This window comes from Aminipila sp., assembly GCF_032051575.1.
GTDB lineage: Bacteria > Bacillota > Clostridia > Peptostreptococcales > Anaerovoracaceae > Aminipila.
Genome location: NZ_DAMBYD010000007.1, coordinates 74,459 through 89,469 on the forward strand (window position 1 = coordinate 74,459; position 15,011 = coordinate 89,469).

At 35.7% G+C, this 15,011-nt stretch carries 10 protein-coding genes and 2 riboswitches; of the genes, 1 reads left to right on the plus strand and 9 read right to left on the minus strand.

Annotation, left to right across the window (positions count from 1 at the left end):
- Window positions 1-233 precede the first annotated feature (233 nt).
- The 5 genes from RTW14_RS10960 to RTW14_RS10980 form a co-directional block, all read right to left on the minus strand.
- Window positions 234-5,663, minus strand: a complete 5,430-nt coding sequence (locus RTW14_RS10960) for an S-layer homology domain-containing protein (RefSeq protein WP_312651009.1) — start codon at window positions 5,661-5,663, stop codon at window positions 234-236.
- 143 nt (window positions 5,664-5,806) lie between these two features.
- On the minus strand, window positions 5,807-6,544 hold the full coding sequence (locus RTW14_RS10965; protein ID WP_312651012.1) for an enhanced serine sensitivity protein SseB C-terminal domain-containing protein: 738 nt from the start codon (window positions 6,542-6,544) through the stop codon (window positions 5,807-5,809).
- Between the two features lie 164 nt (window positions 6,545-6,708).
- Window positions 6,709-6,918, minus strand: a riboswitch (cobalamin riboswitch).
- 95 nt (window positions 6,919-7,013) lie between these two features.
- Window positions 7,014-7,808 carry a hypothetical protein gene (locus RTW14_RS10970; protein WP_312651014.1) on the minus strand — a complete coding sequence of 265 codons (795 nt, stop codon included), beginning with the start codon at window positions 7,806-7,808 and terminating at the stop codon, window positions 7,014-7,016.
- On the minus strand, window positions 7,786-8,499 hold the full coding sequence (locus tag RTW14_RS10975) for an ABC transporter ATP-binding protein (protein WP_312651016.1): 714 nt from the start codon (window positions 8,497-8,499) through the stop codon (window positions 7,786-7,788). The genes RTW14_RS10970 and RTW14_RS10975 overlap by 23 nt, the downstream gene beginning before the upstream one ends.
- A 48-nt stretch (window positions 8,500-8,547) precedes the next feature.
- Window positions 8,548-8,691, minus strand: a riboswitch (cobalamin riboswitch).
- A 68-nt stretch (window positions 8,692-8,759) separates the two neighbouring features.
- Window positions 8,760-10,358, minus strand: a complete 1,599-nt coding sequence (locus RTW14_RS10980; RefSeq protein WP_312651019.1) for a putative polysaccharide biosynthesis protein — start codon at window positions 10,356-10,358, stop codon at window positions 8,760-8,762.
- 194 nt (window positions 10,359-10,552) lie between these two features.
- Here RTW14_RS10980 and gpmI point away from each other — a divergent pair, with 194 nt between their 5' ends.
- Window positions 10,553-12,091 carry a 2,3-bisphosphoglycerate-independent phosphoglycerate mutase gene (gene gpmI / locus RTW14_RS10985; RefSeq protein ID WP_312651022.1) on the plus strand — a complete coding sequence of 513 codons (1,539 nt, stop codon included), beginning with the start codon at window positions 10,553-10,555 and terminating at the stop codon, window positions 12,089-12,091.
- A gap of 63 nt (window positions 12,092-12,154) precedes the next feature.
- Here the strand turns inward: gpmI and RTW14_RS10990 are convergent, their stop codons facing one another.
- The 4 genes from RTW14_RS10990 to RTW14_RS11005 form a co-directional block, all read right to left on the minus strand.
- Window positions 12,155-12,760 (minus strand): TIGR04100 family radical SAM protein, encoded by a 606-nt coding sequence (locus RTW14_RS10990; protein WP_312651025.1) that lies wholly within the window; start codon window positions 12,758-12,760, stop codon window positions 12,155-12,157.
- A 31-nt stretch (window positions 12,761-12,791) separates the two neighbouring features.
- Complete coding sequence (locus tag RTW14_RS10995) at window positions 12,792-14,240, minus strand: aminoacyl-histidine dipeptidase (RefSeq protein WP_312651029.1); 1,449 nt, start codon at window positions 14,238-14,240, stop codon at window positions 12,792-12,794.
- 64 nt (window positions 14,241-14,304) lie between these two features.
- On the minus strand, window positions 14,305-14,649 hold the full coding sequence (locus tag RTW14_RS11000; protein WP_312651032.1) for a hypothetical protein: 345 nt from the start codon (window positions 14,647-14,649) through the stop codon (window positions 14,305-14,307).
- Window positions 14,650-14,656: 7 nt separating this feature from the next.
- Window positions 14,657-15,004 (minus strand): PqqD family protein, encoded by a 348-nt coding sequence (locus RTW14_RS11005; protein WP_312651035.1) that lies wholly within the window; start codon window positions 15,002-15,004, stop codon window positions 14,657-14,659.
- Window positions 15,005-15,011: the final 7 nt, after the last annotated feature.

A 15,011-nucleotide genomic window follows, 5' to 3' on the forward strand; every position in this document is an offset into this window, starting at 1 on the left:
TGAAATTAAGCTATCACAATGTAACTTAATCCTAATTCAGAATGCCTTATTAATATATAATTCATAAAATTTGAATAGACTATAACGATTCTTGCCATAATTCCATACACTTCTGCACTTTTAAGGTATAAATTCTACCATTTTTCTTATCTATGTGCATATAAGAAACACCTTAAGCTGGCAAAATGCAAACTTAAGGTGCTTGGATAGTTATTATTCAGATTATTCTTTACTTATTGTTTGATGTAATTTGCAATCATAGTAGTTGCTTCTGCTCTTGTGGCGTTGTTCTTTGGATTGAAGCTGTATGAACCTAAGTTATTTTTCTCTCCGCTTATAATGGCTGCTTTCTGCATAGAGGTGACTGCATCCTTTGCATAACTTGCTATCTCATAACCATCAGCAAACTGTACTGCTTTGTTTGTATTTGCAAGGGATTTTTTTGAAACATTTGCCGCATACTTTGAAATCATTACCGACATATCCTGCCTTGTAATATTGGCATTAGGTGAAAACTTTTCATTACCTGTTCCTCCTGCAATGCCATTTTCAACAGCCCATGCTACTGCTTTTGCATACCATGCTTTTTCAGACACATCACTAAACGCAGAATCTGTGTACTTGCTTAAATCGTTACCACTCATATTGGCAAGAATCTGTACAAATTCAGCCCTAGTAATCTGACTGTCTGGTGAAAACGCAGTTGCACTCTTTCCTTTGATAATGTCCCTTGCCGCAAGATATAAAATATTCTTTTTAGCCCAATGACTTGCAGTGTCTGCAAATTTTACCTCATTATAGCCTATGACATAGGTTGACCAGTGATTATTTTCCATAATGAAATGCTTGCTGTCATCACTTAAATGACCATTATTAATTATTTCAAGACTTCCATCTGGCTTCATCCAGTATGCCACTACAGCTTCCGACTGCTCGCCACTGACAAGTGTATATGGAACTACAGAGACTGCCTTCCCTCCCAATTCAGAAATAATTTTATTTCCCTTTTCTGCAGTAAACTCATATATAGGTCTGCCTTTAATTTTTGATTCAAGTGCATTTTTTGCTTCCTCTGTAACTCCTGATATACCCGTAACCACTGTTACTGCATCAGTTTTTGCTATAGTTATCTTAAGATCCTCCGTTACACTGTTTGCAAAAGTTTTCAGTATATCTGCATCAAAACTTACTTCTCCTACTAAGGTACTTATTGTCAATCTGTCAACACCGGTTTGTAGTGCTGTCACAGATGCCTTTGGTAGAATAGTTTCAATAGATTTAGCTTTAGAATCACTTGTTACATTAATAATTATTTCCTTTTCAGAAGATTTGTCTTTCTTCACAGCCTCTATTAATTCATCTATAGCTTTTTTTATATCTTCTGCCGATGGCTTTACAATAGCTTTTCCATCAGAATCTACTGTTGCTTTTACAGACACCCTAGCTTTTATACTTACACCGTTTTCAGATTCTTGCTTATATGCTTTTCCTCCCCATTTCTCAGAACCTTCTTCTTTAGTATAATCATCTGTATAATGCCATACAATACGGTCCCCATTCTCAAGAAATTGCTCATTAAGTCCCAAAGACGGATGAGTTCCATTAAGAGTATACATCCATCCAGAAAGTTGTCCATTTGTAAATTCAGCCAGTTTTACGTCCTTATATGTAATGGAGGAAACATAATTTCCTGTTGGGTTTTGCCACTTCATCCCCGCTTCCTTTAGTGCCTTTTCAAATATATCACGAACCTTGGCATTTACATCCACTGTATAAGCTGTTTTGGCAATCCATGTTTCCAGATTGTTAGATTTCAATGTGTGCTTTTCACCCTCTTCTCCATGAGATGAATCACCCAGCAAAGTAAAGTAAACAGTTATAGTATTTTCTTCCTGTACCGGTGCTTTAAGGACTGTTACAGGAAATTCCATCTGTGCCGCTCCGTATGTCGCAACCAGTGTCAGTACAGCCCTCTTGCTGCTGTCAAAACCCGTAATCGTTATGTCCTTAGAAGAAAGCCTTTTCGTTGTTCCATCGCTTAAACTTGCAATAAAGGACATTCCTGACAAGTCAAGTGTATCCCCTATGTAATATGTGTTTTTATACTCCCCCAAAAGTTCAAGGGCATACGCCACAGGCTCCTTGCTGATTTCAGGATATTTTTTCCCATTAACCCAATTTTTCAGGCTGCCTTCTCCCTTGTTCAGAAGCTCCGTAATTGTTCCATCTGCCATTTCAGATGTAGTGGCCTTCCTTGCTAGTTTCACACAATCTACACCCATGGGATCATCTGTTCTGTTATAATTTGTTTTTGCAACTCCAGATGGTACACCTTCCATGCTTTTACTTGTATCAATATACTTAACTTGATTATTGGATTTATTTACAGTGGTGCAACTTGTATCCACACATCCAACTCCACCAATTGCACGTTGTGCACCACAATTTTCCCGATAATAATTATTTTCAATCACGTTGCATTTATTTAATGACGCCATATATCCAATGATACTTCCTACATTTGCATTCTCATCAGTTGCTTCCACAGTACCATAAAAATGATTATTTCTTATATATGAATTTGACCAGTTTTGAATACATCCTGGTTCTGCTCCAAAGAGACCTCCTACATTATTTGCTCCCTTCACTACAGCATCTACATAACAGTTCTGAATTGTTACACAAAGAGTATTTGGAGCTGAGTCTGCCTGATATCCTTTTCCAATAATTCCACCCACATAACTACCAGTAGAGGTAATACTTCCGCAGAAACCACAATTCATCAAGCTGAACGGCCCCATGCTCTGACTCTTACCTGATACAATACCACTGGCAGCTCCCGTGCTATATAAATCTGCATAGCTTACACAATTAATAATAGTGCCACTTATTCGTCCTGCAAATGATGCTACATTTCCCACAATTTCTCCGGTTTCCTTGTCTTTACCCATAGTAACGCCTTTTTCAATGACGCAATTTGTGATATTAACCGTATTTCCTCCTGAAGCACCTCCGTCAATGAAACCACTACCTCTTAAATTTGAGCCACTTTTAACAGTAACATTTTGAATATTTATTGTATCAGGGCATCCTTTTGCGTAGCTACCGCCAGTTCCTATATTATAATCTCCGTCCTCTCCGTAATCGACCACATAATCCGAAACAAGGAGATATCCCTTAAAATACGGTGCATAAATTTTAAGATTGCAAACGGTACTCTCACGAACATAGCGGAATAAAGGTTTGTTGGCACCCTCCGCATATGTTAAAGTAAAATTGCCTCCGTCTAACACTCCAGAAAACGGTTTTAAACTTACACCTTTATCATCACCGTTGCCACCGCCTATTGAAGCCCAGTCAGTATCAAGCACAATATCGCTAGTCATTTTAAAATGCATATCTGCAAAGCTGTAGCCCTGATTAACAAAATCTTTTAATTTCGTTAAATCTGCTTGACTGGCAAGCTGCCATGGACTTTCCTCCGTTCCACTGCCTTTCCATGCTTTTAAAACTTCCTCGGGATATGCCACATCTGGCTTATCCACATAAACAGCAATTGGTTTGTCATACAAACTAGTTGTATAATTTTTTCCTTTATATGTATATGTAACAGTACAATATATCCACTGCAATCCATAATATTTATCTGTTTTGGGTGTATATGTTATTGACGAGTTTACATGACTAGTACTAGTACCATTCTGTATAGTCCACATATAACTGTACTTTCCGCCCAAATCAATGCTTGATGCAGTTACCTTAAGTGGTATTACCTCAGTATCTCCCTGTTTATAATAGAATCCATGTGTATATTCTCCGAAAAACCCTTTATTTTTTTCTGAAACCTCTGGTACTTCAACATCCCAGTCAACAATTGGTGTAGGCTCTGCTTCTACAAGTACAGAAACCAGTTCTGAAGCTGTACTTTTCCCTGTATCAGTATTGGTTGCCACACAATAGTAATAAGCTGTTCCTGCTGATTCAGTAGTCGGTACATATCTAACAGCATTTGCCCCCTCTATGGGAGTTCCATTGTCACTATTGTTTTCCTCATTTTTATACCACTGATATTGCAGATTTCCTCCTGCACTAGCATAAATCTCCAGAGCTGCTGCATTATCGTTCTGGATATAATTAGCACTTGCAGGTTGTAACAGGATAGTTGGCTTTTCCGTAGCAAGTTCTTTTTTTAAAATCAGAGTATATGTATTGTCTACATAATTCTCATCTTCTTTATGAATCACTATCGGAACTTTTGCCTGCCCCTCCGCATCAAATTCAAGTTTATCTGCAGTTAACGCCATTTTTTGTCCGCTTACCGCATCCTTTCCACCTATAGTGATTGTAGAGCTTTCTGATTTGGCTACAGGTGTTATATCAATATTCTCCTGCCCTGGCTTCACATAAACCTCATATGAATTTGCCCATGGATTGAAATTTTCTTTTGCAAATCCGTCTACAGTTAAGCTAGTAAAAATTGGTTTTCTTTTGATTGCAATTGTAAATGTATTGATAAATTCATTTAGATTCCATGAATTCTCCATTCCAATACGAATATTACTTACATTTGATTTAATATGAATATTACTAGGCACTCCATATGAATAATCAAGTCCATTGTTAGTCCATTTATTATCTGCAAAACTTCCATAAATCCAACCTAAACCTTCTATATTATCTTCCATGTAAATTGAAGAATAAATGTCACTTACATCCTCAGGAATTGTCAGGCTGTATTCCTTCAACTCTTTGTCAAAAATAGGGCTCAACATACACGGTGAACTCATATCTTCTTTCAAAGCTAATTCAACTTTGCTGAATTCTGGTGCTTTATCTAGTACATTAACCACACATGCCGGTGCAGCCGCTGTAATCGTAGCAGTTTCAGATGGTTTTGCTGAAAGTACATAAGTACCTGATGTTGGGAAATTCAGAATAATATTTCCAGATTTATCACTGATACTTGGTGAAACAACTGCAGATTCACCTTCCATCGTATATGCCATAACTTCATATCCAGTAAGAGCTTTTCCGGACTTAGCTTTGGCTAAATCAAAATATGCCAATTTTAATGGAAAATCTTTACCTTTTATAACCGTTGTTTGTAAAGCAGCTTTTGCCGAAAAAAAGGAAGAAGTACTCTTATTATCAACAAAAACCGCACTGGCAGCTTTATCTTTTTCACTGCAAATAGTGGCAAAAATCTGAAAATTCTTTGCGTCATTATTGCTAGGATTTGGAATTTCAAATTTTGTGTCACTAACTAATGAGGTAAAACGGTATCTCATCCTAAATAATATAGACTTATCCTGCTTTTCAATTCCCCACAGCTTTGTTGCACTGCCTTCACTACTTGCATAGCCTTCCGTACCATCGATATAATACTGCTCATGAGCACAGAGCATTACATCATCTATGGTGATTTTGTTATCACCATCTTTATCCGTTACGTCTAACTTTTTCTGTACTATTAGTTGCCCAGACTTATCCTTTAAGATCTGTCCTTCTGCGCTAACTGTTAAATATACGGGAATGCTTGCTTCTCCTGATTCATCAGCCCACGATATATCTGGTAACGTTCCCAAAATAAAAACTATTACCAAAAGTATGGATAGGCATCGCCTTCTAATGTTAATAAAAATACTACCTTTACATTTTCCCATTTTAGCTTTCCTCCTTAATTTTACCTTACTACATATAATTCTGATATCTCGACATTTTTACAAATTCCTTTATTTGTCCTAAAATCACTGGATCTACTCGCTTGCTCACTGAGATGCACTCGTTTACCTATTGATTTCATTCCTTAAAATAAATTTTTATTGTTGATTCTGGTATATATCCTGGCAGGTTCTATTTCATTGGTGATAAAATCAGGACTTTTCTGTATCAATTCAAACATTTCTCCCGGTTTCATGTAGGGTTTCATAATCTCTGCCACTAATGGGAATAACTGTGTTTTTTCACCGTAAAAATCTATCAGCAGCATCCAGTGTTCATAGATTTCGTTTTCACTCATAGCTTTAAGCAGCCATGCAGACTCCACCTCAATATTTTTCTCAAAGAATTGCATTAAAGTATCTTCTAAGCCATAGGGCACTGTTTCGGGTTTTCTGAGTTTTATTTTTCCTACGTGTTGTTCTCTGCGCAAGGTCATACCCATGGTCTGTGCATCAATGATTTCCATTATCTTTCTATCTAAAACTATATTTTCCTCGAAAGGTGCAATCACAATTCCATTTATTTCTGCCATGGAATCGATTATTAAATATTTAAGCTTGCTATATGGCATTTCAACGAGCTGCTCTTGTCTAAATCTGCCTAAATTTGATTTCTTATGTAGAAATGCAGGAACAAACTTTCTTCCGTCTCCTGTCATTAACAGTGCAAAGTTTTTTGGGCCTTCTTCTTGTTCTTCAGCCGCATCTGGAATCCATAGCACGGATTCATTGAGCTTTTTAAAAAATTCACTCTCACACTCTTGAGTTTTCTCCTGTATAAACTGTTTAAATAATTCGGTTAATTCTGTTTTTCTTTCTTCCATGTTATTCTTTCCTCCCTGCTTGCATATATAAAATATCTTGTGAACCAAAAAGAGCTGTGACTTAAATAAGTCACAGCTCCGTTTTTAACTGTCTATTTTAATGTACTCTAAACCCGTGCTATAAAAAACAAGCACGTTATAATCAAGCCTTCACCCTAACCGAGGTATGTTTAAAACTTATGTTTGTCTTCTGACTTGCGTATCATCATCTTTTGCCAGTCTTCCCAAGGTTTTCACTCAGTGACTGCCCTTTTTTCAGGGCTAAGGCTCAGACTCCTCGCTTACAGCGGCGGTACCGTCCCGGACTTTAACCGGTGTTCCATCTTAGCCATTAGCAGTTTTACTACTAACGGAACATAAAATACATTATTACCCAATATTCACTTTTTCACTATTGAATTTATACTAACAACAAATTTTCAGTTTGTCAATATGCCAATGACTACTTCTGTTATGGTAAATTTCCTTCTTATGCACTAAAACATCCATTTTTTTTGTTGCTTTTTAAAAGTCTATTAAAACCTACAATACCCGCAAATAAATAAAACACATTTAAACTAATATACTGAAGCCATTCATATATACTAACGGATAAATTCAAATATATTTCTCTCGAAATATCTATTCCTAACGCAAAGGGAAATAAGTATTGTATATAATTGGAATTTATATTATATACGCTTGAAAATATAAGCATGATTCCCGAAAGTACATACATAAACTGTCCCATTACTTTAATTTTTAAAGTAATGCCGCCAAAAATTACTGCCCAACCAAATATACCTAATAAAGCCGGGGCATAGATTAGTACGCTAAATAAATATTTAACTATGTGCGTTATGTTTATAATATTGAATAAACTAGCAAAAACAACGACACATAACTGAGCAATAAGACAGATTGCAAGATTGGATATAATCCTTGCAAACATTAAAAATATAAAATTACTTTTTGTTAATAATTTTGACTCAAGTATCCCGCTATAATACTCACCGCTAATGTTGAAAACATTTACTTGTATAATGAAATAACTAAATTGCCAATATGTATATCCAATTAACACTAACATACCTTCGTTGGCAGCACTGACATCATACCATTCGGATATTGCATTGCTGTCATTAACAAGTACAATTAATCCATACACCCCAATATTTGCAAGAATGTTTATTAGCAATGCTATCTTACTTCTAAATTGTCGGAACAAGTCATACTTTAGTTCATATACCCAAGGAGTTAAGTTAGTAGATACAAATTTTCTCATAATTTTCTATTAGCTCCTTTACTTCTAAATGTTCTGTTACTCTTCCCCTATTTTGACCAGCTTTCACAAATAGGTAATCATCTGCAACTCCAGACAGAAAATTCACATCATGAGAGGAGATGATTATTGATACGTCTTTTGTTTCCTTCAGCTTTTTTAACAACTCCTGTAATACTAAAACCGAATCAATATCCAGCCCCCACGTTGGTTCATCAATCAATAATATCTTTGATTGTGCGCATAATCCAGCTAAAATGCAGACTTTTTTCTTTTCTCCTGAAGAAAGACCTTCAACTAGTCTATTTAAGTAATCAAGGATTCCAAAGTCCTCTGCATACTCATAAATTAAAGCTTTCGATTCACCTGGACTATTTCCCTGTAAAATACTATAATACATCATATTTTCAAAAACTGTATTCTTAAAGTATAAGCATCTGTCTCCAGACAAAATCATAGTCACGTTATCTTTTGCCCATTTGTCATCCAGTGATTTTCCATCAATCAAAACACAACCATTCGTAGGATATAATAATCCGCATAATATTTTTAATATGGTGGTTTTCCCTGCTCCATTAGGTCCTACTAATGCATGTATGCCTTTATCCAACGTCAGCTCCATATTAAAATCCTTTAGTGCTATATTTTTTCCTTTGTTAAAAGATTTCGTTACCTTCTGAAACTCAATTTTCATCTTAATATTCTTTCTCCTAGTAATTCTTCCCATTAAAAAACTGTGACTACTAAAAGTCACAGTTATGTTTGTTTTCTGACTTGCGATTTGTTCCTCGCTTACAGCGGCGATACCGTCCCGGACTTTAACCGGTGTTCCATCTTAGCCATTAGTAGTTGTACTACTAACGGAACATAAAATACATTATTACCCAATATTCACTTTTTCACTATTGAATTTATACTAACAACAAATTTTCAGTTTGTCAATATGCCAGGCCCCTACAACAACTTACACTTTTTAAACAGTTTAACTAATGTTCCTCCCTTTGGCAGCATAACGATTTCATTTTCTTCTATGGCTTTAATCTTAAGAAGCATAATTCCATATACAGCTGCACCTATACCAATAGCCACCACTGTTGAAAGACTGTTCCCTATAAATCCCGCAAAACACCTATAGGTTCCAAAAACTAATACAAACATTACGATACCTGATATAAGTGGTTTCCAAATGGAAAGCTTTAAATCAAAGGTAATACCGGTCAGTTTCTTAACTGCAGCAAAATTAATAAGTCCAATGGTTATATATCCAAGAGTACTTCCGATGGCTGCACCTTCCACATTCAATTCAGGTATACCTGTTAAAACAAAAGTAGACACACATTTAACCACAACTCCCGCTGCCAAGCCCCAAACTGCAATTCCAGGTCTGCCAAGCCCCTGCAGTGTTCCTGCCATGGTCTGGGCTATGCATAAAAAAACAATTCCGATAGCCAAGAAGAATAAGCAACCTGAAGAACTTACTGCACTTTCAATCTGACGAGGAAATAAAAGTGTCATAATAGGTTCTGATAATGCCATCAGCCCAAAGCTGCATGGAACACCAATAATCATAGCTGTTCTAAGCCCTAGACGAACATTCATATTTAAGAAAGCTGTATCTTTCGTACTTGCTGCTGCTGCAATGGCAGGTACCATAGACAAGGCCATAGAAAGTGCCAATGCCATTGGAATATTTATAACAGGCCCTGCCATACCAGTCAGCTGCCCATATAAGGCATTTGCTTCTTCACCAGTAAAGCCTATTGACTGTAGTCTTCTCATAACAATTACCACATCGGCTATATTCATAATTGGAAGAATTGATACACCTATGGTTATGGGAATGGCAATAGCCGCTAAAGTCTTCAGTATACTGCCCGCACTTTCTTTATCAATATCTTTCGTCTCATTTTTAAGAGGTAGTCTTTTTTTCCTATATAAGTAAATCACTATCAAAACTAAAACCCCTGCAATAGGCCCAATGCTTGTACCAACCGTAGCGCCAGCAGCTGCATATTCAAGTCCCTTTGGGACCAGCATAACTGCAAGGACTAACCCAATAGTAACTCTTACTGCCTGTTCTATAAGCTGTGAAGTGGCTGTAGGCCCCATCTCCTGCATTCCCTGAAAATACCCTCTGAAAACTGCCATAATTGGAACAAATAGCAATGCCGGTGCTATGGCAAGCATTGAATAATAAGCGCCTGGATTTCCAAGAGCTTTTACAATGGGTTCCGCTCCAAAGAAAAAAATGGAGGAGGCTACAATTCCTAAAACAAACATCAGTATAAATGATAATTTAAAAACCCTGTGCGCCTCATCACTTCTGCCTATAGCTATACGTTCTGAAGTCATCTTGGATATAGCTGCAGGTGCACCATTGGTTGAAAATACCAATAAAAATACATATATAGGATATGCAGTCTGATAGTAACCCATGCCGCCATCCCCTATAATGTTGGCTAGAGGTATCCTGAAAACTGCCCCCATAACCTGCACTAATAATCCTGCTATACCTAAGATTGCTGCTCCTTTTAAAAACGATTTCTTACTCATCTATATAAATCTCCTCTAATATTCCCTTTAACATTAATAATTTGCTTTTGCAAACAACTCAATTATATATTATACCAAAAAAAACTCTATAGTGTATATGTTTTATTTAAGAAGTTTGTTATACTATTATTAAATCCCACTGAATCAGTGGTTCCTATTGCTTATTAAATATTAAAATTATAAAGAGGTACTAAATGAAAAAATTTGCTAAACCAACTATGTTAATGATTTTAGACGGTTTTGGAATAAGTAAAGAAACTTACGGTAATGCTATTGCTGCTGCTTCAAAGCCTAATTTAGATAAGATATTTGACACTTATCCGCACACTACTTTAAAAGCCTGCGGACTTAATGTGGGCCTTCCTGCTGGTCAAATGGGTAATTCAGAAGTAGGTCACCTTAATATAGGCGCTGGAAGAATTGTTTATCAGGAGCTTACTAAAATTACAAAAGAAATTGAAGAAGGAAGTTTTTTTGAAAATAAATCTCTAAAACAAGCTATGGATCATGTAATAGAAAATGATTCTGCGCTCCACTTTCTTGGCTTGGTCTCAGATGGCGGAGTCCACAGTCATATAAACCATCTTTTTGCCTTATTAGACATGGCAAAAAACAATGGTGTAAAAAAAGTTTTTATACATGCACTTTTAGATGGAAGAGATGTACCCCCTAGGTGTGCAATTGATTATATTGAACAGCTTGAAGCCCATATGAAAGAAATTGGTCTTGGAGAAATTGTTGTGGTTGCTGGAAGATATTATGGCATGGATAGAGACAAGCGTTGGGAAAGAGTCATTAAATTTTATGATGCTATGACCTCAGGTGAAGGTGTGCATTCCACAACTGCAATAAAAGCTATTGAACAAGCTTATAATAATAATCAAAATGACGAATTTGTTATACCTGCTATCATTCACGGCGAACACTCTAATCCTGCAATTGTCAACGATAATGACTCAATTATCATGTTTAATTTCAGGCCTGACAGAGCCAGAGAAATAACTAGGGCCTTTGTCAGTGAAGATTTTGATGGATTTGAAAGAAAAAAAGTTATAAGAAACTTGTGTTATGTATGTATGACTCAATATGATGCTGAAATGCCTAATGTATTAGTTGCATTTTCACCGCAGTCATTAAAGAACACTTTAGGCCAATATCTAGCGCAACAAAATTTAACTCAGCTGAGAATTGCTGAAACAGAAAAATATGCCCACGTTACGTTCTTTTTTAATGGTGGTATTGAAGCACCAAATAAAGATGAGGACAGAATCTTAATTCCATCCCCATCTGTTGCAACTTATGACTTGCAGCCTGAAATGAGTGCTTATCTGATAACAGAGAAGGTTCTAGAGCAAATTGGCAAAGATAAATATGATGTTATCATTTTAAATTTTGCTAATGCAGATATGGTTGGTCACACTGGAGTATTTGAGGCAGCAGTGAAAGCCATTGAAGCCCTTGACAGATGCGTATCCCAAATTGTAGATGCAATCCTTGCCAAAGAGGGGCAAATTTTATTGACTGCTGATCATGGAAATGCAGATTGCATGCTAAATGAGAAGGGCGAAGTAGTCACTGCTCATTCGTTAAATGATGTTCCTTTAGTCCACATTTCAAAGGAGCCCGTAAAATTAAAAGATGGTGGGATTTTAGCAGATATTGCACCTACTATGCTTGATTTAATGGGAATCGCAATACCAGATGAAATGACTGGTCAAAGTTTAATTGATTAATTATAACTGTTGAAAACTTAAAAGTGCTTACAGCAATTTGTAAGCACTTTTTTTAATTATTTTTTATCTTATTCTAAATTTCACATTAAGTTCTTCTGCTATTTGTCTGCATTTCTGAATATCCTCTTCTGGAATAACATCTACCACAGACATTCTTACATCAGGAACATATTTTTTTATATCTTTTGTCCATTTTAATATTGCGTCAAATGACTTTATCCCAAATTCAGGATGACATAAATTTAGATACTTCTCCGCATTTGGAGCATTTAAACTTACCGATACTGCATCCACTACGCCTTCAAGCAAAGGTGCCGTTTCCTTTTCATGAATTAAATCTGACATTCCATTGGTGTTAATACGGATAGGCTTTTCAGTGAACTTCCTTAGTTCTTTAGATATGTCAATAATCTCCTCCAGCCTTTCTGTAGGTTCACCATATCCACAAAATATAATCTCATCAACGTTAGTTTTCTTCTCACAGATTTCTTCTTTTAGTCTAGAAATCACTTCATCTACTGTAGGCTCCTTCTGAAGCCATAGATTATCAGCATTTCCTAAATTATCTGTGACATTTCTAATACAAAAATCACATTTATTTGGACATCTGTTTGTAAGGTTAATATATAAGCTATTTCCATAAGAATAAACTATAGCACCGTTTTTCATTTTTTGTTATCTCCCGTTTTATTATCTCTTGCTACTTACTCTCTTTCAATATTTCTAGCAATAGCTTCCAAGTTCTCTCTACTGAAGAAATACTTAGCCTTTCTTCTACTGTATGAACGCCCGTCATATTTGGTCCAAATGAAACGCAATCTAAACCATTTATCTTTTCAGAGAAAAAGCCGCACTCAAGACCTGCATGAATAGCTTCAATGGCAGGCTTTTTACCATACTGCTTTTCATATACACGAATTACCGTTTCCCTAAGTTCTGAGTCCTTCATAAATTCCCATCCTGGGTATGCTCCTGCAAATTGAACCTTACCACTAAGGAATTCCATTAAAGCCGTTAATTTATCGCATACAGCAGCCTTAGCCGTTTCCACTGAACTTCTAACTGAGAAAATAGCATGAACACCATCTTCCAAGACTTTAAGCACTCCCATATTTAAGGAAGTTTCTACCAGTCCTTTTATATCTGCACTCATAGACTGAATTCCATTTGGAATATTTAATAGCATTAAAATAGTCTTTTTTACGGATTCTTTATTTAAGGCCTCTGCCTTTGCTTTCCCAAGATTCTCAACTTTAACTACAACTTTAGGATCACTAGTTTTATACTCGTTGCTTATAATAGACTGATATTCTTTAATCAAAGTTTCTAACTTTGATAAATCTTTATCTGCTACAACAATATTCAATACAGTCTCCCTTGGGATAGCATTGTCCGCCTGTCCGCCTGCAATATTCACAATGTTTAACGTAAGTTCTTTATTTAAGCTGTACAGCAATCTGCCCATAAGCATGTTGGAATTTCCACGTTCTTTATCTATTTCCATACCAGAATGTCCACCAATTAATCCTGTTATAAGAATCTTAACCTGTGTACCTTCCACCTTTTCACGTTCAATTGGAAGAATACATTCAGCAGTAACACCACCTGCACAACTTACTGTAATAATGCCTTCTTCTTCTGAATCCAAATTTATTAATTTCTTAGCCGTTAACATGGAAACATCAATAGCTTCTGCTCCATATAGCCCAGTTTCCTCATCAACAGTAAATACTGCTTCTAGTCTGGGATGTTCTATATCATCTGAAGCCAGTATGGCAAGAGCCATAGCTACAGCGATACCGTTATCCCCGCCAAGAGTCGTACCATTGGCATAAATCTGATCGCCATCAATACCAAGTTCAAGGCTATCTTTCAAGAAATCGATATCACGCTCTGCAGTTTTCTCACAAACCATATCTAAATGTCCCTGAATAATTACAGCTGGTGAGTTTTCATATCCTTTTGAAGCTTCTTTTACAATAATAACATTGCTTAGATTGTCTCTATAATGTTCCAAATTATGTTCTTTAGCAAAAGCAACACAATAGTCACCTATAAGTTCCATATGTCCTGATCCATGAGGAATACTACATAATTCTTCAAAATACTTAAATACGATCTGAGGTTTTAAATCATTTAACACTCCCATTTTTTTACCTTCCTTCCATATGTAATAGAAATCTATGGATAAAATCCATAGATTTCTAAATCAATTATTTTGACTTTCGATATATACCTTTATCTTTTTTAATTAAATTTTTATCTGACATAAAATTTATAAGGGAATTTGTAAATTCCATTTCATTCTGAACTACAACCGTTTTTTTAGAATAAAACTCTGATGCCTTAATATCACGAACCAAGCTCATGATTTCTTTTTTAGATACAGAATCATTCTTTTTTAAATAAGCCATTACCCTATTTGCTGCTTTGGTATACATCATCGCTTTTAAAGTATCTGCCTGTTTTATAGATTTTTTTAATCCCCATACATAAATAATGGACGTGGCTATTGCAAATAATATGATTCCTATTACTGTCAATTTAAAATTATCCATACCACACTTATCCCTTTACTTTAAAAGTTATAAATTTCGTACTATTCAGGTTATAAAAATATTTACTCAATCTTTCATATAGTGGTTCTGCATTTGTACCAAACTCTTCATTTACTAACTGACCAATCTGGTATATAGAACGCTGACCATCAATTTGTTTCCATACAAAACTACCAAGTTCATCTAACGCTACATGACTTACTTTAGGTGAACCAAAGAATTTTTGAGCAATTTTATTATAAATACCCTTATTTTCCATGTGAATTGTCACTATTTCGTCTTCTTCTTCCCATGAGTGAGCTTGATTTTTCATAGGAATATTATCCAAATAGTTTTGTTTATTATTCTTTTTCATTGTTTTT